Annotated in this window: 15 protein-coding genes, 2 tRNA genes and 1 pseudogene; 13 read left to right on the top strand and 5 right to left on the bottom strand. The window is 71.3% G+C overall.

The features are described 5' to 3' along the window. Nucleotides 1-37: 37 nt before the first annotated feature. Nucleotides 38-1525 (top strand): YhgE/Pip domain-containing protein, encoded by a 1488-nt coding sequence (locus tag R4P08_RS04575; RefSeq protein ID WP_317812569.1) that lies wholly within the window; start codon nt 38-40, stop codon nt 1523-1525. Here R4P08_RS04575 and R4P08_RS04570 read toward each other — a convergent pair. Further along, nucleotides 1514-1783: pseudogene (locus R4P08_RS04570) on the bottom strand (PH domain-containing protein); the annotation flags it as partial. The gene R4P08_RS04575 and the pseudogene R4P08_RS04570 overlap by 12 nt on opposite strands. A gap of 351 nt (nt 1784-2134) precedes the next feature. On the opposite strand from R4P08_RS04570, the gene R4P08_RS04565 reads away from it, so the two are divergent. From R4P08_RS04565 to R4P08_RS04550, 4 genes are all read left to right on the top strand, one after another. Then, nucleotides 2135-4030 (top strand): acetolactate synthase large subunit, encoded by a 1896-nt coding sequence (locus tag R4P08_RS04565; protein WP_317812568.1) that lies wholly within the window; start codon nt 2135-2137, stop codon nt 4028-4030. After that, nucleotides 4027-4533, top strand: coding sequence for an acetolactate synthase small subunit (gene ilvN, locus R4P08_RS04560; RefSeq protein ID WP_317812567.1), 507 nt, complete (start codon nt 4027-4029; stop codon nt 4531-4533). Before R4P08_RS04565 ends, ilvN begins: the two co-directional genes overlap by 4 nt. Nucleotides 4534-4568: 35 nt before the next feature. Further along, entirely contained in the window at nt 4569-5582 is a 1014-nt protein-coding gene (gene ilvC / locus R4P08_RS04555; RefSeq protein ID WP_317812565.1) for a ketol-acid reductoisomerase, read from the top strand. Between the two features lie 86 nt (nt 5583-5668). Next, nucleotides 5669-7297 carry a hypothetical protein gene (locus tag R4P08_RS04550; protein WP_317812564.1) on the top strand — a complete coding sequence of 543 codons (1629 nt, stop codon included), beginning with the start codon at nt 5669-5671 and terminating at the stop codon, nt 7295-7297. A 9-nt stretch (nt 7298-7306) separates the two neighbouring features. Here R4P08_RS04550 and R4P08_RS04545 read toward each other — a convergent pair whose 3' ends face one another. Then, nucleotides 7307-8791 carry an NAD(P)/FAD-dependent oxidoreductase gene (locus tag R4P08_RS04545; RefSeq protein ID WP_317812563.1) on the bottom strand — a complete coding sequence of 495 codons (1485 nt, stop codon included), beginning with the start codon at nt 8789-8791 and terminating at the stop codon, nt 7307-7309. Beyond that, nucleotides 8788-9369 carry a hypothetical protein gene (locus R4P08_RS04540; protein WP_317812562.1) on the bottom strand — a complete coding sequence of 194 codons (582 nt, stop codon included), beginning with the start codon at nt 9367-9369 and terminating at the stop codon, nt 8788-8790. The genes R4P08_RS04545 and R4P08_RS04540 overlap by 4 nt, the downstream gene beginning before the upstream one ends. A gap of 143 nt (nt 9370-9512) precedes the next feature. Between R4P08_RS04540 and serA the strand changes: the two genes are divergently transcribed. The 5 genes from serA to R4P08_RS04515 all read left to right on the top strand — a co-directional run bounded on the left by serA (nt 9513) and on the right by R4P08_RS04515 (nt 15633). Next, entirely contained in the window at nt 9513-11105 is a 1593-nt protein-coding gene (gene serA, locus R4P08_RS04535) for a phosphoglycerate dehydrogenase (protein ID WP_317812561.1), read from the top strand. 35 nt (nt 11106-11140) lie between these two features. Further along, the gene (locus R4P08_RS04530) at nt 11141-12160 is read left to right on the top strand and encodes a 3-isopropylmalate dehydrogenase (RefSeq protein ID WP_317812560.1); all 1020 of its coding nucleotides are present in this window, start codon (nt 11141-11143) and stop codon (nt 12158-12160) included. An 89-nt stretch (nt 12161-12249) separates the two neighbouring features. Further along, nucleotides 12250-14112 carry a DUF294 nucleotidyltransferase-like domain-containing protein gene (locus R4P08_RS04525; RefSeq protein ID WP_317812559.1) on the top strand — a complete coding sequence of 621 codons (1863 nt, stop codon included), beginning with the start codon at nt 12250-12252 and terminating at the stop codon, nt 14110-14112. Continuing rightward, nucleotides 14112-14825: an exonuclease domain-containing protein gene (locus tag R4P08_RS04520; RefSeq protein ID WP_317812558.1), complete on the top strand. Its 714-nt coding sequence runs from the start codon at nt 14112-14114 to the stop codon at nt 14823-14825. Before R4P08_RS04525 ends, R4P08_RS04520 begins: the two co-directional genes overlap by 1 nt. 10 nt (nt 14826-14835) lie before the next feature. Further along, nucleotides 14836-15633, top strand: coding sequence for a fumarylacetoacetate hydrolase family protein (locus R4P08_RS04515; protein ID WP_317812557.1), 798 nt, complete (start codon nt 14836-14838; stop codon nt 15631-15633). A gap of 85 nt (nt 15634-15718) precedes the next feature. On the opposite strand, the gene R4P08_RS04510 is transcribed toward R4P08_RS04515, so the two are convergent. Beyond that, nucleotides 15719-16849, bottom strand: a complete 1131-nt coding sequence (locus tag R4P08_RS04510) for an isochorismate synthase (protein WP_317812556.1) — start codon at nt 16847-16849, stop codon at nt 15719-15721. Between the two features lie 123 nt (nt 16850-16972). Here R4P08_RS04510 and gltX point away from each other — a divergent pair, with 123 nt between their 5' ends. From gltX to R4P08_RS04495, 3 genes are all read left to right on the top strand, one after another. Beyond that, a complete protein-coding gene (gltX, locus tag R4P08_RS04505; RefSeq protein WP_317812555.1) occupies nt 16973-18457 on the top strand; it encodes a glutamate--tRNA ligase in 1485 nt (494 codons plus the stop codon). 79 nt (nt 18458-18536) lie between these two features. Continuing rightward, nucleotides 18537-18608: transfer RNA gene (locus R4P08_RS04500), tRNA-Gln, on the top strand. Between the two features lie 55 nt (nt 18609-18663). Beyond that, a tRNA-Glu gene (locus R4P08_RS04495) sits at nt 18664-18736 on the top strand. A 47-nt stretch (nt 18737-18783) separates the two neighbouring features. Here R4P08_RS04495 and R4P08_RS04490 read toward each other — a convergent pair. After that, the gene (locus R4P08_RS04490) at nt 18784-19821 is read right to left on the bottom strand and encodes an acyl-CoA thioesterase (RefSeq protein ID WP_317812554.1); all 1038 of its coding nucleotides are present in this window, start codon (nt 19819-19821) and stop codon (nt 18784-18786) included. Between the last annotated feature and the right edge of the window lie 16 nt (nt 19822-19837).

Raw genomic sequence — 19837 nt, 5'->3', positions numbered from 1 at the left:
CACTCCGTCGGCCCGCCCGACGCGAATGAGGATGACCATGACCGATTCCGGACATACGGGCGGCTTCCGCGAGTTCGTCTCACATTCAGCCGGTGCGGTGCTGCTCGTCTGCGGACTCTTCTTCCTGCTGTCGTTCATGTACCTGGGCGGCACGGCGGATCCGCAGGCGCACGCGAAGTACATCCCGGTGGCCGTGGTCGACGAGGACCGGGGCGCGACGCTGGAGACGCCGATCGGACCGCGCGACATCCAGATCGGGTCGCAGATCACCGCAGGGCTGCTCCAGAACAACGACTGGGAGAAGATCCGGCTCCACGTGGTGGACGCCGGGGAGGCAGAGGAGGGCCTGCGGGACGGGGAGTACTTCGGTGCGGTCCGGATCCCCGACGGGTTGAGCCAGCGGGTGGTCGACCTGGTCAACGCCGCTGCCACCGAAGCGGGCGACGATGCGCCGGCGCCCGAACGCGCCCACATCACCGTCGAGAACTCGCCACGGGTCTCCATCGTGTCCGGTCAGGTCATGAGCACCATGGCGGACGCGATGCGGGAGTCGTTCCGCGACCGGATGGGGACGGAGCTGCTGTCGCAGTCCCGGTTGCTGGCGGAGGCGGAGGGCAGGACGGTCGGGGCTGCCGCGGCTCTCGCCCTGGAGGATCCCGTACGTATCGACGCCGCTGCGTGGAGCCCGCTGCCGGACGGGGTGTCCAACGCATCCCTGCCGATGTTCTACGCGCTGATCGTGATCCTCGCGGGATTCACCGGGGCGATGATCATCTCCGCGCTGCTGGACGCGCGGCTGGGCTTCATCCCGTTGGAGATCGGGCCGCTCGCGCTCCACGTGCACGTCGCGCCGTTCGGCCGACTCCAGACGCTGGCCCGCAAATGGGTGGTGACCCTGGTGACGGCTCCGCTCGTGTCCGGGCTCTGCCTGCTGGTCGCCGACATCATCGGCATCACCGGGCACGACCCGTGGCACATGTTCTGGTTCTCGAACCTGGTGATCCTCGCCGTGGGGGTGTGCGCACACACGATCATCGCGGCGATCGGCAACGCCGGACTGCTGGTGAACCTGGTGGTCTTCGTGGTCCTGGGGATACCCACCTCGGGCGGCGCCACTCCCACTCAGATGCTCCCGCAGGTGTTCGTGGCGATCGGCACCTTCCAACCGATGCACCAGGCCTACCTCGGACTGCGGTCGATCATGTTCTTCGATTCGAGCGTGGATGCAGGTCTGGGGCACGCGGTCTGGGTACTGGGCGGCTGGCTGATCGCCGGGCTCGTGGTGGGCGTGGTGGTCACCCTGGTCTACGAGCGGATGGGGATGCGCCGCCAGGCCGTCGCCGACCGTGTCCCGGCGGGGCGCCGGTCCAGCGGGGCCGGATCAGGGAGCGGGGTCGGCGCCGGGAGCGCTGTCAGTTCCGGGGGTGCTGCCGGCTCCGGGGGTGCTGTAGGGATCGCGGATGCGCCCGCTGCTGGCCACGGAGAGGCGGGGGAGATCGTGGAACGACACCCCGCCCATCGGTAGCGACTCCTCCGAGGTGGTGACGAGTCGGGCGAAGCCGGACTTGGGGAACATCACGCCCTTGACCTCCTCCCAGGGAACGGTGCGGCTCGACCTCCACGACGACAGGTGGACGCCCTCGTCGTCGAGCCGGGTCCTGGTCCGCGCGACCCACCAGCCGAAGGCGATGGGCAGGAGCACGAGCCACCCGAGTGCGACGGGGTAGCTGGTGACGGGCCAGATGATCGCCAGGACGACCACGGCGATGACGATGTACGACATGGGGTTGACCCGGAAGAGGGCACGGTCGCTGGGTGTCGACTCAGGGACGGGGGCTCTGAAAGTGGCGCTCATGATGGCTCCCAGTCTGGCACGGTCCACTATGTGGGATCGGCGTTCCACGAGTTGACGACCGCAGCGGCCGCGGCCTAATCTGGGCGGGTGAACATCTGGAACGGTCTCGTACTCGGCCGGCGCGTCGACGCCTGAGCCTCTACCTGGCTTTCCCTCGACGCGCACCCTCGCCGGCCCCGGTGGCCGTCGGGGGTTTTTTGTTGCCGGGTTCCCGTGGTCCCACCGGACCGCTGAAGGCGACGAACGACAGCTCCACGACCAGCATGAAGGACAGTTGAAGTGAGCGCACCAACGGCACAGCCCGGACCTCGTCCGGGTGCAGAGCAGAAGGCCCGGTCCGCGGCCCCCGAGCGGATGACGGGGGCGCAGGCGGTCGTCCGCTCCCTCGAGGAGATCGGCACCGAAGTCGTCTTCGGCATCCCCGGCGGGGCGATCCTGCCGGTCTACGATCCCCTCTACGACTCGGTCAAGGTCCGGCACGTGCTGGTCCGACACGAGCAGGGTGCGGGCCACGCCGCCACCGGGTACGCCCAGGCCACGGGCCGGGTCGGCGTCTGCATGGCCACCTCGGGTCCCGGGGCCACCAACCTGGTGACCCCGCTGGCGGACGCCCAGATGGACTCGGTGCCGATCGTGGCGATCACGGGCCAGGTGGGTACCGCACTCATCGGCACGGACGGCTTCCAGGAGGCCGACATCTCCGGCATCACCATGCCGATCACCAAGCACAACTTCCTCGTCTCCCACGGCGAGGACATCCCGCGGATGATCGCGGAGGCGTTCCACATCGCGCAGACCGGCCGCCCGGGCGCCGTCCTGGTGGACATCCCCAAGGACATCCTGCAGGCCGAGATGATCTTCTCGTGGCCGCCGGAGATGAAGCTCCCGGGGTATCGGCCCGTGACCAAGCCGCACGGCAAGCAGATCCGTGAGGCGGCCCGGCTCATCGCCAAGGCCTCGCGTCCGGTCCTCTACGTCGGTGGCGGCGTCATCAAGGCCGATGCCTCGGCCGAGCTGATGGAGCTCGCCGAGCTCACCGGCATCCCGGTCGTCACCACACTCATGGCGCGGGGCGCGTTCCCGGATTCGCACCGCCTGCACTACGGCATGCCCGGCATGCACGGCACCGTGGCCGCGGTCGCGGCGCTGCAGCGCTCGGACCTGCTCGTCACCCTGGGGGCCCGGTTCGACGACCGGGTCACCGGTCGGCTCGACACGTTCGCGCCCGGCGCGAAGGTGATCCACGCGGACATCGACCCGGCCGAGATCGGGAAGAACCGCGTCGTCGACGTGCCGATCGTCGGTGACGTCAAGGAGGTGCTGATCGAGCTCGTCCAGGCGCTCCGGGGCGACAGCGACTCGGGTTCACCCGCCGAGCCCACCAGCTGGGTGGGGCAGCTCGACGAGATCCGCTCCGAGTTCCCGCTCGGTTACGGCCCGCAGTCGGACGGCTCGCTCTCTCCCGAGTACGTGATCGAGCGACTCAGCGCGGCCGCCGGCCCCGATGCCATCTACTGCGCCGGCGTGGGGCAGCACCAGATGTGGGCCGCCCAGTTCGTCCAGTACGAGAAGCCGCGCACCTGGCTCAACTCGGGCGGGCTCGGGACCATGGGGTACGCGGTGCCCGCGGCCATGGGCGCCAAGTTCGGCCGCCCGGACGCCGAGGTGTGGGCCATCGACGGCGACGGCTGCTTCCAGATGACCAACCAGGAGTTGGCCACCTGTGCGATCGAGGGCGCGCCGATCAAGGTCGCGTTGATCAACAACGGCAACCTCGGCATGGTCCGCCAGTGGCAGACGCTGTTCTACGACAAGCGCTACTCGCAGACCGACCTGTCGACGCAGTCCATGCGCATCCCGGACTTCGTCAAGCTCGGCGAGGCCCTGGGCTGCGTGGCGCTGCGCTGCGAGCGACCGGAGGACGTCGACGAGGTGATCGCCCAGGCACGTGCGATCAACGACCGCCCGGTGCTGATCGACTTCATCGTGGGCAAGGACGCCCAGGTGTGGCCGATGGTCGCGGCCGGGACGTCCAATGACGAGATCATGGCGGCCCGGGACATCCGGCCGCTGTTCGACGACACCGATTCCGTGGCGGACGACGCCGCGGACACCCACGAGGCGACCGAGCGGATCGACGCCGCGGTGCTCGCCGCGCAGGAGGAGGACCAGTGACCCTTCGCTCCCACACCCTGAGCGTGCTGGTGGAGGACAAGCCCGGCGTGCTCGCGCGCGTGGCGTCACTGTTCTCCCGGCGCGGATTCAACATCGAGTCCCTGGCGGTGGGCCCCACCGAGACCGACGGGCTCTCGCGCATGACGATCGTCGTGGCCGTCGACGACTTCCCGCTCGAGCAGGTGACCAAGCAGCTCAACAAGCTGGTCAACGTCATCAAGATCGTCGAGCAGGACCCGGCCGGTTCGGTCGCCCGCGAGCTCACCCTCGTCAAGGTCCGCGCCGACACCACCAACCGTGGCCAGATCGTCGAGATCGCCAGCCTGTTCCGCGCACACATCGTGGACGTCTCGCCGGAGTCGCTCACGCTCGAGGCCACCGGTACCCCGGACAAACTCGACGCGCTCCTCCGCATGCTCGACGGCTACGGGATCCGCGAGATCGTGCAGTCCGGCATGGTCGCGCTGGGACGCGGCCCCAAGTCCATCAACACCACTCGATAGTCTCGACTCCTATCACCAAACGAAGGGAATCCACCATGGCAGTGGACATGTTCTACGACGACTCGGCCGATCTCTCGGTCATCCAGGGCCGCAAGGTCGCCGTCATCGGCTACGGCTCGCAGGGTCACGCGCACTCGCTGAGCCTGCGCGACTCCGGTGTCGAGGTCGTCATCGGCCTCCGCGAGGGCTCCAACTCCCGCGCCAAGGCCGAAGAAGCCGGCCTGAAGGTCATGACCGCCGCGGAGGCCTCCAAGTGGGCCGACGTCATCATGCTGCTCGCCCCTGACACCTCGCAGGCCAAGATCTTCACCGAGGACATCGAGCCCAACCTGAACGACGGCGACGCGCTGTTCTTCGGCCACGGCCTCAACATCCACTTCGGCCTGATCAAGCCCGCCGAGAACATCACCGTCGCGATGGTCGCCCCCAAGGGCCCCGGCCACCTGGTGCGTCGTCAGTTCGTCGACGGCAAGGGCGTCCCCGCCCTCATCGCCGTCGAGCAGGACCCCAAGGGCGAGGGCCAGGCGCTCGCGCTGTCCTACGCCAAGGCGATCGGTGGCACCCGCGCGGGCGTCATCAAGACGACCTTCAAGGACGAGACCGAGACCGACCTCTTCGGTGAGCAGGCCGTGCTCTGCGGCGGCACCGAGGAGCTCGTCAAGACGGGCTTCGAGGTCATGGTCGAGGCCGGCTACGAGCCCGAGCTCGCCTACTTCGAGGTCCTCCACGAGCTCAAGCTCATCGTGGACCTCATGTACGAGGGTGGCATCGCCCGCATGAACTACTCGGTGTCCGACACCGCGGAGTTCGGCGGCTACGTCTCCGGCCCGCGCGTCATCGACGCCGGCACCAAGGACCGGATGAAGGCGATCCTGTCCGACATCCAGGACGGCACCTTCACCAAGCGTCTCGTCGCCAACGTCGAGGGCGGCAACAAGGAGCTGGAGCAGCTCCGCAAGGAGAACGCCGAGCACCCGATCGAGGTCACCGGCCAGAAGCTGCGCGACCTGATGAGCTGGGTCGACCGGCCGATCACGGAGACGGCCTGAGTGTTGCCGGTCCGTCCACGCGGACGGACCGGTAGGGTCCGTCGGGATCGATTCCCGATGACATCCCGCTGACCAGGAGGACCGCCGTGCGCCACACGAACAGAAGTGTGGGGGCGGCGGTCCTCGTCATTTCCCTCTCCGTCTCCGCCGTCGCGTGTTCCTCCGAGACCGGGAGTGACGGACCGGGGATCGCGGCCGCGCAGGTCGAGGGCGACAGGGTGGCCGTCGACGCGAGAGGTTCCGGCGTCGACACCACGCGACTGTTGGTGGGGTCCGCGCCGGTGGTCGTGGTCGCCGCGCCGGATCCGGCAGCCCAGGCCCGGGCGGCCTCGGTGGCGGTTGGGTTGCGCGCGCCGATGCTCACCGCGATACCGGGCGGGGACGACGCCCTGGCCGACGAGGTGACCCGGCTCGGCGCCGAGCGGGTGCTGCGGGTGGGCGCGGTGACGTTCACGCCGGACGACGGCGAGGTGGTCGACGCCCCCCGGGACCGCTCGGAGCTCGAAGAACTCACCGGGATCACGTTCGACTCCGAGGTCGAGGTGCCGATGGACCGGGTGGACGACGTCACGGTGCATCAGCTGCCCGGCTCGCCGTCGCTGATGGTGGCCGGGGAGTTCTCCGCCGGCGCCGAGCCCGGAGCCGAGCCCGCGTCGGGTGCCCGGGCCTTTGCCGCGAGCGAGCCCGCCTGGTCCGCCGACGACGCTCCGCGCGTGCTCGTGCATGACCGGACCCCCGTGGCGGCGGTGGCCACGGCGGTCGCCGCCGGCGCGGCGGTATCCCACCTGCGGGCCCCGGACCCCCGGGTGGACGGCGGCAGCGTCGAGGCGGTCAGGGAGGCCGACGTCGTGGTGGCGCTCGGGCCCGGTTGGGGTACCGAGGAGGAGCTGTCCGACCGGATCGAGAAGGCCCGCACCGTCCCCGAGCTGCCCGGCGGTGGACAGCTGCTGTTCCCCGGTCGGCGATTCGTCGCGGCATACGGGTCGCCCATCACCCCGGCCCTGGGCATCCTCGGCGAGCAGGGGCCGGAGGAGAGCGTGGCCCGGGTGCAGCAGTTGGTCGAGGAGTACCAGCCGCACTCCCCGGAGCCGGTCGTCCCGGCCTTCGAGATCATCGGCACGGTCGCGGCGGGTGGGCCCGGCGCCGACGGGAACTTCACCAACGAGTGGGATCCGGAGGTCTTCATCCCGATGATCGACGCGATCACCGAGGCCGGGGGATACGCCGTGATCGACCTCCAGCCCGGGATGGCGGACCTGCTGGACCAGGCCAAGATCTTCGAGGAGCTGCTCAAGCGTCCCGGGGTCGGCCTCGCGCTGGATCCGGAGTGGAAGCTCACGGCCGGACAGCAGCCCGGCGCCCAGATCGGGGCCGCCGACGCCGACGAGATCAACCGGGTGATCACCTGGCTGGCCGACCTCACCCGGGACTCGGGAGGCCCACAGAAGCTGCTGATCCTCCATCAGTTCAGCCTGGCGATGATCAGCAACCGCGAGAACATCGACACCTCCCGTCCCGAACTCGCGATCGCCCTGCACGCGGACGGGCACGGCACCCCGGACCTGAAGATGGAGACGTGGGGCGTCCTGCGCCAGGGGCTGTCGCCCGACATCTGGATGGCGTGGAAGAACTTCTACGACGAGGACACCCCGACCTTCACGCCCGAGCAGACGATGGCCGTGGAGCCCCGGCCGTGGTTCGTCTCCTACCAGTGAGCCGGCCCGTCAGCCGCCGATGATCCGGTCCGCCACGTGCTGCCCGGCCATCCCGTGGACGCCGGGGCCCGGTGGCGTGGAGCCGGAGGCGTGCCACACGCCGGGCACGCCGGTGGCGAAGGGGTCGACCCGCGCGACCGGACGGGCGACGAGCCCGCGGAGGTCCACCCGGCCCGCGGCGATGTCCCCGCCGGTGTAGTTGGCGTTGTGGTCTCCCATCCGCGCGGCGGGCGTGCACCGGGCGGCCACCACGACGTCGCGGACGCCGGGCGCGACCGCCTCCAGCGCGGACAGGACCTGCTCCGTCTGGTCCTGCTCGGAGAAGGCGGGCACGTGCGCATAGGTCCACAGGGGACGACGCCCGTCGGCGGCGATACGACCCGGGTCGGTCACCCACGGTTGCGAGACCAGCACCATCGGCCGGTCCGCGTGACGGCCGGCCGCGACCTCGCGTTCGGCGGCCGCGATGGCGCGCGAGTCGCCTCCCAGGTGCACGGTGCCCGCGCCGGCCAGTCGCTGGTCGCGCCACGGCACCGGGCCGGAGAGGACGAGATCGACCTTGGCGGCGGCCCCGCCGACCGGCGCGCTGGTGAGTCGCCGGGCCCGCCGCTCCACCGCCGGCGAGGGCGAGGACGCCAGCAGGATCTCGCCCAGAATTCGGGAGGAGGTGTTGAAGACGATGTCGCGGGCGTCGAGCTGCGCGAGCGAACCCACCCGGGTGCCGGTCCGGATCTCCCCGCCGGCGTCGCGGACCGCGGCGGCTAGGGCGGCGGTGATGGCACCGCTGCCACCCACCGGAAGGGCCCACCCGAGCGGGGAGTGCAGGAGCGAGCCCAGGACGAGCCCGACCCCGGTCGCGGCCGGTGAGGAGAGGGAGGTGATGGCGTGGGAGGAGATCCCCGAGAACAGGGTGCGCCCGTCGGGCCCGAACGAGTCGCCCAGGATCCCGCTCATCACTCCACGCGGATGGGCTCGCGCGAAGGCCGCCGCGAGCGCCGCGGTGGCCGCCACCGGCGGAACCGACCGCTGGTCGGACAGCGCGGCCGCGACAACGTCGAGGGACTGCTCGGCCACCTGGCCCATCACCCGCCACCAGGCGCGGGCCTCCGCCTCGGATCCCAGGCCCTCGGCGAGGGTGCCGGGGGAGGGATCTGCCGGGAAGACGATCGCGTCCCGCCCGGGCAGCGCGTGGGCCAGCTGGACCGGAGGGGTGACCATCTGCACACCGTGCGCGGCCAGGTCGAACCCGCGGAAGAACGGGGAGGCGCCGCCCATGGGATGGACAGCCGAGCAGGGGTCCACCATCAGGTCCGCCCCGGCGTCGTGGGGCATGCCGTCCATCGGGAGGGTACGGCACCCGCCGCCGATGGTGTCCTCGGCCTCGAGCACCACCACCTGAAGGCCGGCGCGGGCGCACAGGAGCGCGGCGGCGAGCCCGTTGGGTCCGGATCCCACCACCACGACATCAGCGCGTACGACTCCGGGCCCGCTCACTCGAAGACCGCCAGGCCGTAGGTCCTGCGCAGCTCCTCGAGCAGCCGCTCCTGCGCCGCGGCCTGTCGGGCCAGATCGGTCAGGACGCGGCCGGTGTTGCCTCCGCCGACCTCGTCGTCGTCGACCCCGGAGGGTCCGTCCGCCACCCACGAATCCGCCAGCAGTTCCCACATGCTCCGTTTGGCCACCACGAGGGTGCGCAGGGCCTCCAGGACGCCGAGTCGGGCGAGGGGATCACTCAGCACCGGGCCCACGGGGACCACGGAGAGGGTCAGCTTCGAGGACAGTCGCAGTAGACGACGGCCCGGCGTGCCGATGGGCGTGAGCTGGGAGAGCAACAGGGAGGCCGTCTCCATCTCCTGCTCGAACTCCCCGCGCAGGGGGACCAGGCGGGCCCGGTCGTCGGGACCCACGGCGCTGATGCAGCGGTCGAGGACGCTCCGGCCCACCGCCGCACCGTAGAGGTGCACCCGCAGGTAGGTGGCCACCGCCGTCGGACCGCGGGCGGGAGCGAGCACGGGGAGCCAGGGGTTGGGCAGGCGGACCGGGAATCCGGTCGACCGGGGGGTGCGCGGCATGCGTCATCCGTTCATCGGCGTCGGTGGGTCCTGCGGTGACATCAGCCACGCTAGGCCTCCGTGCTCCCCCCGGCCACTGGTCGTGGCCCGTGTGTGGTGGCCTAGACTGGCCGTGCCTATTTTGACACCGAGGAGATCCCACTGTGACAGCATCCGGACGTCCCGTCGTCCTCATCGCCGACAAGCTCGCCCAGTCGACCGTCGACGCGCTCGGCGACGCCGTGGAGGTCCGCTGGGTCGACGGCCCGGATCGCCCCAAGCTCCTCGAGGCCGTCAAGGACGCCGACGCCATCCTCGTCCGCTCCGCCACGACGGTCGACGCCGAGGTCCTGGCCGCCGCGCCGAAGCTCAAGATCATCGGCCGCGCGGGCGTCGGCCTGGACAACGTCGAGATCCCCGCCGCCACCGAGCGCGGGGTCATGGTGGTCAACGCCCCCACCTCCAACATCCACTCGGCCGCCGAGCACGCCGTCGCGCTGCTCATGGCCGCCTGCCGCCAGATCCCGGCCGCCGACCGCACGCTGCGCGAGCACACGTGGAAGCGCAGCTCCTTCAACGGTGTCGAACTGCTCGGCAAGACCGTCGGCGTGGTGGGCCTGGGGCGCATCGGACAGCTCGTGGCCCAGCGGCTAGCGGCGTTCGAGACCAACCTCATCGCTTACGACCCCTACCTGCCGGCCGCGCGCGCCGCCCAGCTGGGCATCGAGTTGGTGGACATCGACGAGCTGGTCTCGCGCGCCGACATCATCACGATGCACCTGCCCAAGACCAAGGAGACCGCCGGCCTGTTCGACGCCGCGCGGCTGGCGCGCGCCAAGGACGGCGTCGTGATCGTCAACGCCGCGCGCGGCGGGCTGATCGTTGAGTCCGCGCTCGTCGACGCCCTGAAGTCCGGCAAGGTGCGGTCCGCCGCACTCGACGTGTTCGACACCGAGCCCTGCACCGACTCGCCGCTCTTCGACCTCGAGAACACGGTCGTCACCCCGCACCTGGGCGCCTCCACCAGCGAGGCCCAGGACCGCGCGGGCACCGACGTCGCGCGCAGCGTCCTGCTGGCCCTGCGCGGCGACTTCGTGCCCGACGCCGTCAACGTCTCCGGCGGGCCCGTCGGGGACGAGGTCGCGCCGTGGCTCGACCTGGTCCGCAAGGTCGGCCTGATGGCCGGGCACCTGTGCCCGGGAGTGCCCGTCACCGTGCGCGTCGAGGTGGCCGGGGAGCTCGCGGCCGAGCAGGTCGACGTCCTCGGACTGGCCGCCCTGCGCGGCATGTTCTCCGCGATCACCGACGAGCCGGCCACCTTCGTCAACGTGGGCCAGATGGCCGAGCAGCGCGGGGTCACCCACTCGGTGGAGACCCACAGCGAGTCCAAGGCCTACCGCAGCACGGTCACCGTCACCGCCGTGGCGGCCGACGGCGCCAGCGCCGACGTCACCGGGACCCTCTCCGGACTGGACCAGGTGCAGAAGATCGTGCGCATCAACGAGCGCGGCTTCGACATGCGCGCCGAGGGCCAGAACCTCTTCGTCCACTACTCCGACCGCCCGGGCGTGCTCGGCAAGGTGGGCTCCATCCTCGGCGGCGAGGGCATCGACATCCAGGCCGCCGCGCTGAGCCAGGACGCCCACGGCGAGGGTGCCTCGCTCATCCTGCGCGTGGACCGTGCGGTCGCCGAGCCGACCGTGGACCGGATCATCGCCGAGCTCGACGCCACCGCCACCCAGATCTCCCTGGCCTGAGTGGATAGGGACCGGTGAAGAGGAATACAGAGAACATGAAGCTCGCAGTCATCCCCGGCGACGGGATCGGTGTCGAGGTCACGGCCGAGGCGCTGAAGGTGCTCGACGCGCTCGTACCCGGTGTCGAGAAGACCGAATACGACCTCGGCGCCCGGCGGTACCTGCGCAACGGGGAAACGCTCACGGACGCGGACGTGGAGAGCCTCAAGGGGCACGACGCGATCCTGCTGGGCGCGATCGGCGACCCGCGGTCGGTTCCGGCCGGCATCCTGGAGCGCGGCATGCTGCTCCCGCTGCGGTTCGCGCTCGACCACCACGTCAACCTGCGTCCGTCGCGGCTGTTCCCGGGCTCGGCCACCCCGCTGAAGAACCCGGGCGAGATCGACTTCGTGGTGGTCCGCGAGGGCACCGAGGGCCTCTACACCGGGAACGGCGGGGCGATCCGCGTGGGCACCCCGCACGAGATCGGCACCGAGACCTCGGTCAACACCCGCTTCGGTGTGGAGCGCGTGGTCCGCGACGCCTTCGCCCGCGCGCAGACTCGCCGGCGCAAGCTCACGTTGGTCCACAAGACCAACGTGCTGGTCAACGCCGGCGGGCTGTGGCAGCGCACGGTCGACGAGGTGGCGCCGGAGTTCCCGGACGTCGAGGTGGACTACATCCACATCGACGCGGCGACGATCTACATGGTCACCGACCCGTCGCGCTTCGACGTGATCGTCACCGACAACCTGTTCGGCGACATCATCACCGACCTCGCGGCCGCCGTCACCGGCGGCATCGGCACCGCGGCGTCGGGCAACATCGACGCCTCCGGCACCAACCCGTCCATGTTCGAGCCGGTCCACGGGTCCGCCCCGGACATCGCCGGCCGGGGCAAGGCCGACCCGACCGCGGCCATCCTCTCGGTGGCGCTGCTGCTGCGCCACGTGGGCAAGGTCGCCGAGGCCGAGCGCGTCGAGGCGGCGGTCGAGGCCGACCTCGGCTCGCGCGGCGACGGCCCCGTCGTCACCACCGAGGTGGGCGACCGGATCGTCGCGGCGGTCAGCCGCTAGCACGCCCCGGCCCCACCCTCCCGCGGCCCGCGGGTGTGAATCCCGTGAAGCGGATCACACCGCGGGCCGCGGGCGTACAGAGTGGCCTCATGGACGTTGAACTGGCCGAGGTGCGGGACTTCCTCGCCCGCTGTGCTCCCTTCGACGAGCTGCCCGGCCCGCTGCTCGACCGGATCCCGGCGCGCCTGACCCAGCGCTACCACCGCCGCGGGACGGTGATCGTCGAGGCCGGGGGCCGCAACGACACCCTCCACGTGATCCGCTCCGGTGCGGTGGAGGTGTGCGACCCGGACGGCACGCTGCTCGAGGCCCGCGACGAGGGCGACTGCTTCGGCTACTCGACCCTGGCCCACACCGGCCCCTCCCGGTACCGGATCGTGGCGGTCGCGGACACCCTCCTGCTCGAGATGCCGCGCGAGGTCTTCGACGAGATCGCCGACGCCCATCCGTCGTTCCGGCACTTCTTTGGTGAGCGCAGCGACCGGATCCGCGCGGACCTCGCCTCGGCCCGGCTCGCGGCGGCCGGCGGGGACGCGCTGGGGACGCCGGTGGGGGAGCTGCTCTCGCGCGAGGCGGTGACGGCCCCGCCCGACACGACCATCCGTGCGGCGGCCCGGATCATGACGGACCACCGCGTGTCGGCCCTCCTGGTGGTCGCCGACGGGCGGGTCGTGGGCATCCTGACCGACCGCGACATCCGGTCGAAGGTGGTCGCGGTCGGCGGGGACACGGGCACCGCGGTGTCGACGATCATGACCCCGGACCCGGTGACGGTGGACGCCCGGACCCGCACCTTTGACGCCACCCTGTTGCAGATCGAACGGGCCGTCCATCACCTGCCGGTGGTCGAGGACGGTGCGCCCGTCGGCATGGTCACCACCGGGGACCTGCTCCGCCTCGCGCAGACCGACCCCGTTTACCTGGCCGCGCGGATCTCCCGGGCGCCCGACGCGGCCGGTGTAGCCGAGCGCGCCGCCCGACTCCTGCCGCTCGTGGGGGAGTTCGTCCGGCGCGGGACCGCCCCCCAGGACATCGGGCGGGTCATCACCGCCACGGCCGACGCCGCCACCCGGCGCCTGATCGAGCTGGCCGAGGCCGAACTGGGGCCACCCCCCGTGCCCTACTGCTGGGTCGGCCTGGGCTCCCAGGCCCGCGGCGAGCTCGGCGTGGCCAGCGACCAGGACAACGCGCTGATCCTCGACGACGCGGTGGACACCGCCGCCGGCGCGCACGAGTACTTCGCCGCGCTCGCCGAGCGCGTGTGCGCGGGGCTGGATGGGGCGGGCTTCCCGCTGTGTCCCGGTGAGGTCATGGCCTCCAACCCCCGGTGGCGCCGGACGTGTGCGGACTGGGAGCGGCAGGTGGGGGACTGGGTGCACGCCCCCGAGGCCGACGCGGTGCTGCACGCCCAGGTGTTCTTCGACATCCGGGCCGTCCACGGGGACACCACGCTGTACCTGCGCGTCCGCGAGCAGATGCTCGAGCGCTCCATGGGCAGCCGGAGGTTCCTGGGCCACCTCGCGCGCATCGCGTGCGAGTGGCATCCCCCGCTGGGCTTCTTCCGAGGACTGGTCGTGGCGCGGCGCGGTGACTACCGCAACACGCTCGACCTGAAGGCCGGCGGCATCGCACCGGTGGTGCAGATCGCGCGCCTGTACGCCCTGTCCGCCGGGCTCTCCGAGGTGTCGACCCTCGGTCGACTCGACGCCGCCGCCGGCGCGGGGTTGATCGGCCGCTCCGACGCCGAGAACCTGGGTGAGGCCTTCCGGTTCCTCCGTGGCCTGGCCTACCGGCACCACGCCCGCCAGATCGCCGACGACGTCCCGCAGGACAACCACGTCGACCCTTCCGTGCTGAGCTCGGCCGACCGCAACCGGCTGCGGGGGGCCTTCCGGATCATCGCCGGGTCCCAGGACGCGATCGCCCTGAAGTACCACGTCGGACAGATGTGATGCTGGAGCGGTGGACCGGACAGGGGCGGCGGCGGCGCGCCGCCAGGCGTCTCCCCGACGGTCCGCTGCGGCGCTACCTCGAGACGCCCCCGCCGGGCCCGGCGACGCCGCTCACGGACCTGCCACTGCTGGCGATCGACGTGGAGACCACCGGACTCGACCCGCGCCGTGACCGCGTGCTCTCGGTGGGTCTGGTCCCCGTGGACGGGGAGCGGATCGTCCTGGGCGGTGCGGCGTCCATGCTCCTGCGGCCGCACAGCGCCGAGGACGACGACGGGGTGGGGCAGAGCGCCACCGTGCACGGCATCACGGATGACGCCGTGGCGGCGGGGGTCGACGTCGAGGGCTTCCTGGACAGGATCTTCACGGCGCTGGCGGGCCGGGTCCTCCTGGCGCACTACACCCGTATAGAGACAGATTTCCTGGGTGCCCTGTGCGCCTCGGCCTACGGCGTGCGACCGCCGCTCCTCGCCGTCGACACCCTCGAACTGCACCGCCGGGTGCTGGGAGGAGGCATCGACATGGGCTTCACCCCGGACCCCGACACGGATGCGCTGCGGCTGTGGGGGGCCCGGGAGCGATACGGGCTGCCCCGGTACCGGGCGCACGACGCACTCGTCGATGCTCTCGCCTGCGCGGAGCTGTACCTGGCCCAGGCGGCGGACCTGCACGACCGCGGGGTGACGACGCTCCGAGATCTGCGCACGGCATAGGATCGCCGGTATGCGTCTCGCCCGTATCGCCCACCCTCAGGGATTCGCCTTCGTCGAGGTCCGCGGGGACATCTCCAACCCCGCCGCGCTCACGTGCGCCGAGATCTCCGAGCATCCCTTCGGCACCCCCGAGTTCACCGGACGCGAGTGGCCCCTCGCCGACGTCCGACTCCTCGCCCCGATCCTGGCCTCCAAGATCGTCTGCGTGGGCAAGAACTACGCCGATCACGCCGAGGAGATGGGGTCCGAGGCCCCCGCCGAGCCGTTGATCTTCCTCAAGCCCAACACGTCGGTCGTCGGTCCCGAGGCCGGGATCGCGTACCCGCCCAGCTCCGAGCGGGTCGACTACGAGGGCGAGCTCGCCGTGGTGATCGGTCAGCCGTGCCGCAACGTCACCGCCGCCCGCGCGCACGAGGTGATCCTGGGGTACACCTGCGCGAACGACGTGACCGCGCGCGACCAGCAGCTCTCGGACGGCCAGTGGACCCGGGGCAAGGGCTACGACAGCTTCTGCCCGCTGGGCCCGTGGATCGTCACCGACCTCGATCCCAACGGCCTCGACGTACGCACCACGCTCCACCACGCGGACGGCACCTCGGAACTGCGCCAGGACGGCAACACCTCGCAGTTCATGCACACCGTGGGCGAGATCATCGAGTACGTCAGCAGGGTGATGACCCTGCTGCCCGGCGACGTGGTGCTCACGGGCACTCCGGCGGGTGTCGGGCCCATGCTGCCCGGCGACCGCGTGACCGTGGAGATCGAGGGGATCGGCGCGCTGAGCAACCCGGTCGTCGATCGGGCCTGATCGACAGGGCCTGATCGACAGGGCCTGATAGACAGGGCTGGCCGGCCCACCGCGCCTGATCGCCGGCCGCGCTGGCCGGCCGGGGTCAGGCGACGCTGAACGCCCTGAGCACCGTCCGGAGCTTGGCCGCCGTCTCGGCCACCTCGTCGTCGGGCTCGGAATCGGCGACGAGCCCTCCGCCCGCCCAGGCGACGGCGCCGGAGCGGTCGGCGTCGATCTCGGCGCAGCGGATGGTGACCATCCAGTCGCCGTCGCCGCCGGCATCCGCCCAGCCGACCGCGCCGGCGTAGAAGCCCCGCTCACCCTCGAGTCCGGCGATCACCCGCCGGGCCTCGTCTGTCGGGGTTCCGCACACCGCGGGGGTGGGGTGCACGGCCAGGGCGAGGTCCAGCGCGGTGGTGCGGGCGTCGGCGATCCGCCCGCGGATCCGGGTACCCAGGTGCCACATCTCGCGCGTCGAGGTCAGCGACGGGTGCTCGGGGATCTCGATGTCGCTGCAGAGGGGGGCGAGCGCGGCGGCGAGGGAGTCCACCACGAACGCGTGCTCGGCGGCGTCCTTGGCCGAGGCCTGCAGCGCGCGCCCGGCAGCCTGGTCCACGGCCGGGTCGCCGGAGCGGGGCGCGGAACCGGCCAGGGGATGGCACTCGACGATGTCACCGCGGCGCCGCACCAGGAGTTCAGGGCTCGACCCCACCAACACCCGGCCGGTGTGGATCCCGCCGGCGGGGGAGAGGTCGACGAGGTAGCCGTCGGCGGACGGACTCGAGTCGATGAGCGCCGCGCACACCGCGTGCGGGTCGATCGGTTCGTCGGCGACCAGCCGGACCGCGCGGGCCAGCACCACCTTGTCCAGACCGCCGGCCCGGATCCCCGCGACGGCGGTGGCCACCCGTTGCCGGTGCACCTCCGTGGGAGGGAGTTCCACGGCGACGTGCGCGCGGGTCCGTATCGAGCGGAAATAGGCGGGGGGCTCGAGGGGGCCGTCGGTACGGACGACGATGTGGGGCTCGACCAGGGCGGCCGGAGCATCCGGCTCGAATCCGATCGCGCCCACCACCAGCCCGCAGTCGCCGGAGCGGAGGGCGAGTGCCGCGTCCGCCGGGTCGGTGAACCCGCGGACGGCGCCCTGGGTGCGGAGTGAACCGGTGTGGCGGGACAGGAGGAAATCCGGGGCGGTGACGGGCCTGGCGGCGTCGGCGTGGGGCCCTGACGCCACGGCTCGCCTCCCTTGTGTCGGATGGGCGTGGCACGCGCGTGAATCGCGGCCACGGCTACCGGGCCGATCCTAGGCCGGTCCTCCGCGGGGGTGCGAGCCGGGACCGTCACTAGGATGGTCCTCATGACCGCTTCAGATGTCCGTGTCCGCTTCTGTCCGTCGCCTACAGGTACTCCCCACGTGGGGCTCGTCCGGACGGCGCTGTTCAACTGGGCGCACGCCCGGCACACGGGCGGGACGTTCGTCTTCCGCATCGAGGACACCGACGCCGCGCGGGACTCGGAGGCCTCCTACGAGTCCCTGCTCGACGCGCTGCGGTGGCTCGGCATGGACTGGGACGAGGGGCCCGAGGTCGGCGGACCGTACGCGCCGTACCGGCAGTCAGAGCGGCGGGAGCTGCACCTCGACGTGGTGCGCAAGCTCCTCGAGGCGGGGGAGGCCTACGAGTCCTTCTCGACCGCCGAGGAGGTCGAGGCCCGCCACCGGGCGGCGGGTCGGGATCCCAAGCTCGGCTACGACGGGTTCGATCGCGACCTCACCGAGGAGCAGAAGCAGGCCTACCGCGATTCCGGCCGCGGCGCGGTGGTCCGACTGCGGATGCCGGACGAGGACCTGGCATGGGACGACCTCGTCCGCGGCGACACCGTGTTCAAGGCCGGTAGCATCCCGGACTTCGCGCTGACCCGGGGCAACGGCGTCCCGCTGTACACCCTGGTCAACCCGGTCGACGACGCGCTGATGCAGATCACCCAGGTGCTGCGCGGCGAGGACCTGCTCAGCTCGACCCCGCGCCAGATCGCGCTCTACCGGGCCCTGATGCGGATCGGCGTGGCCGACCGGGTCCCCGAGTTCGGGCATCTGCCGTTCGTCATGGGCGACGGCAACAAGAAGCTCTCCAAGCGGGATCCCGAGTCCAACCTGTTCCTGCACCGCGACCGCGGCATGTTGCCCGAGGGGCTGCTCAACTACCTCGCGCTGCTGGGCTGGGGCCTGTCCGACGACCGCGACGTGTTCTCCCTCCGGGAGATGGTGGAGGCCTTCGACATCCGCCAGGTCAACTCCAACCCCGCGCGCTTCGACCAGAAGAAGGCCGACGCGATCAACGCCGAGCACATCCGGCAGCTCGCGCCGGAGGAGTTCGCGCGTCGACTGCGCGAGTTCCTGGTGGCCCACCCGTCCGAGGACGGACTGACCCTCCCGGCGGAGCTCGACGGCGACCGCTGGGCCATCGTGGCGGAGCTGCTGCAGACCCGCATCGTGGTCCTGTCCGATGCGTGGAGCCTCATCCGGTTCCTGGTGGTCGACGAGGCGGCGTTCACCGTCGATCCGCAGTCCGCCGCCAAGAACCTCAAGGCCGAGTCGCGCGAGGCCGTGGAGGCCGCTGTCGCCGCGCTGGAGGGGCTCGAGGACTGGACCACACCGGCGATCGAGGCGGCGCTGTCCGGCGCGCTCGTGGAGAACCTGGGGATCAAGCCGCGCAAGGCCTACGGTCCGGTGCGGGTAGCGGTGACCGGATCGCACATCTCTCCGCCGCTGTTCGAGTCGATCGAGCTGCTGGGTCGGGAGGCCACGATCGCCCGTCTGCGAGCTGCACCGATCGCCGAATGACCAGGCGATTTGGCATTCACCCCTACTGACTTGGTAGTCTCTTCGAGGCGCCCCGCGAGGGGCGGACAAGTGAATGTAGTGGCCTATGGTGTAATTGGCAACACAGCGGTTTCTGGTACCGTCGTTCTAGGTTCGAGTCCTGGTAGGCCAGCTGAGCGCGTCACCGCGCTCGCTACAACGAGTCCCTCACGGGACTCATAGTTCTAGCCCCCGTCGTCTAGCGGCCTAGGACGCCGCCCTCTCACGGCGGTAGCGTGGGTTCGAATCCCATCGGGGGTACACACAAACGAACGCCCGGAGCTCATCGCTCCGGGCGTTCGCTGCATTTACCGGTTGATCCTCGCCAGGGCGGCCACCGGGGCGAGCGCCTCCGGGCCGTCCGGGCCGTCCGGGCCGTCCGAGCTGTCTTGGCCGGACCCGGAGCCGGACCCGGAACTCGTGACCCGGCCACGACCCCGCAACCGGATGAGGTGCCGCGCGTGGTCGTCGAGGGCGCTGTCCTCCGCGGAGACGGGGTCCCAGCGCGGTACCGGGGTGGGGCGCTGGTCGGCGCCCAGCGCCGCGCACACGGTCAGACAGTGGGTCGTCAGGACTCGTTCGGCGGACGTGGGGTCTCCCGAGCGGACGTGGACGGACACGTGGAGGGTCTCGTGTCCGGTGTGCAGGAGTCTCGCCTCGACCTCGACGACGTGCCCGATCCGCACCGGGTGGTAGAAGCGGACCCCGCCGGCGTAGACGGACGTGCAGGGGGTCCCGGACCACTGGGTGGCGCACAGGTTGGCGGCGTCGTCGATCCAGGACATGAGCCGCCCGCCGTGGACGTTCCCTCCCCAGTTGACGTCCCGCGGCGCGGCGAGGAACCGGAGGGTCGAGCGGGGTGCGGTTCCCCTCTCGGAGTAGGTCTGCCGGGCCATCGCGTCCTCGATGTCCCGCCGGAGCCGGATCCGCAGAGCCGCCTCGTCCGATTCGTGGACCTCGAGGCGCGAGGCGGGCAGCCAGGGGGGAACCGGGGTGGGGACGCCGTCGCTGACGGCGATGAAGACGACGAGGCACTCCGCGCTGTGCTGGTAGTCCAGGGTGACCGGATCGGCCGCCCGCACATCGCACTGGATGTGCATGGACGTGGTGCCCGTGTGGACCAGGCGCGCCGAGACCTCGACGAGCATCCCGGAGTGGACGGGACGGGTGAACCGGACGTTGCCGACGTACGCGGTGACGGCGTATCCGCCGGACCACGCCGCGGCCTGGGCGTACGCCGCCTTGTCGAGCCATTCGAGGATGCGGCCCGTATGGACCTGCTCGCCGTTGCCGACATCGGTCGGGGCGGCGAGGAAACGGAGGACGGTCTCGCGGGTGATCGGCACGTCACGCACGCTAGTG

The organism is Rhodococcus sp. IEGM 1408, from assembly GCF_033142235.1.
In the GTDB taxonomy this organism is placed as follows: Bacteria; Actinomycetota; Actinomycetes; order Mycobacteriales; family Mycobacteriaceae; genus Dietzia.
The sequence above is the reverse complement of the archived record's forward strand: the minus strand, read 5'-3'. Positions and strand labels throughout refer to the sequence as shown.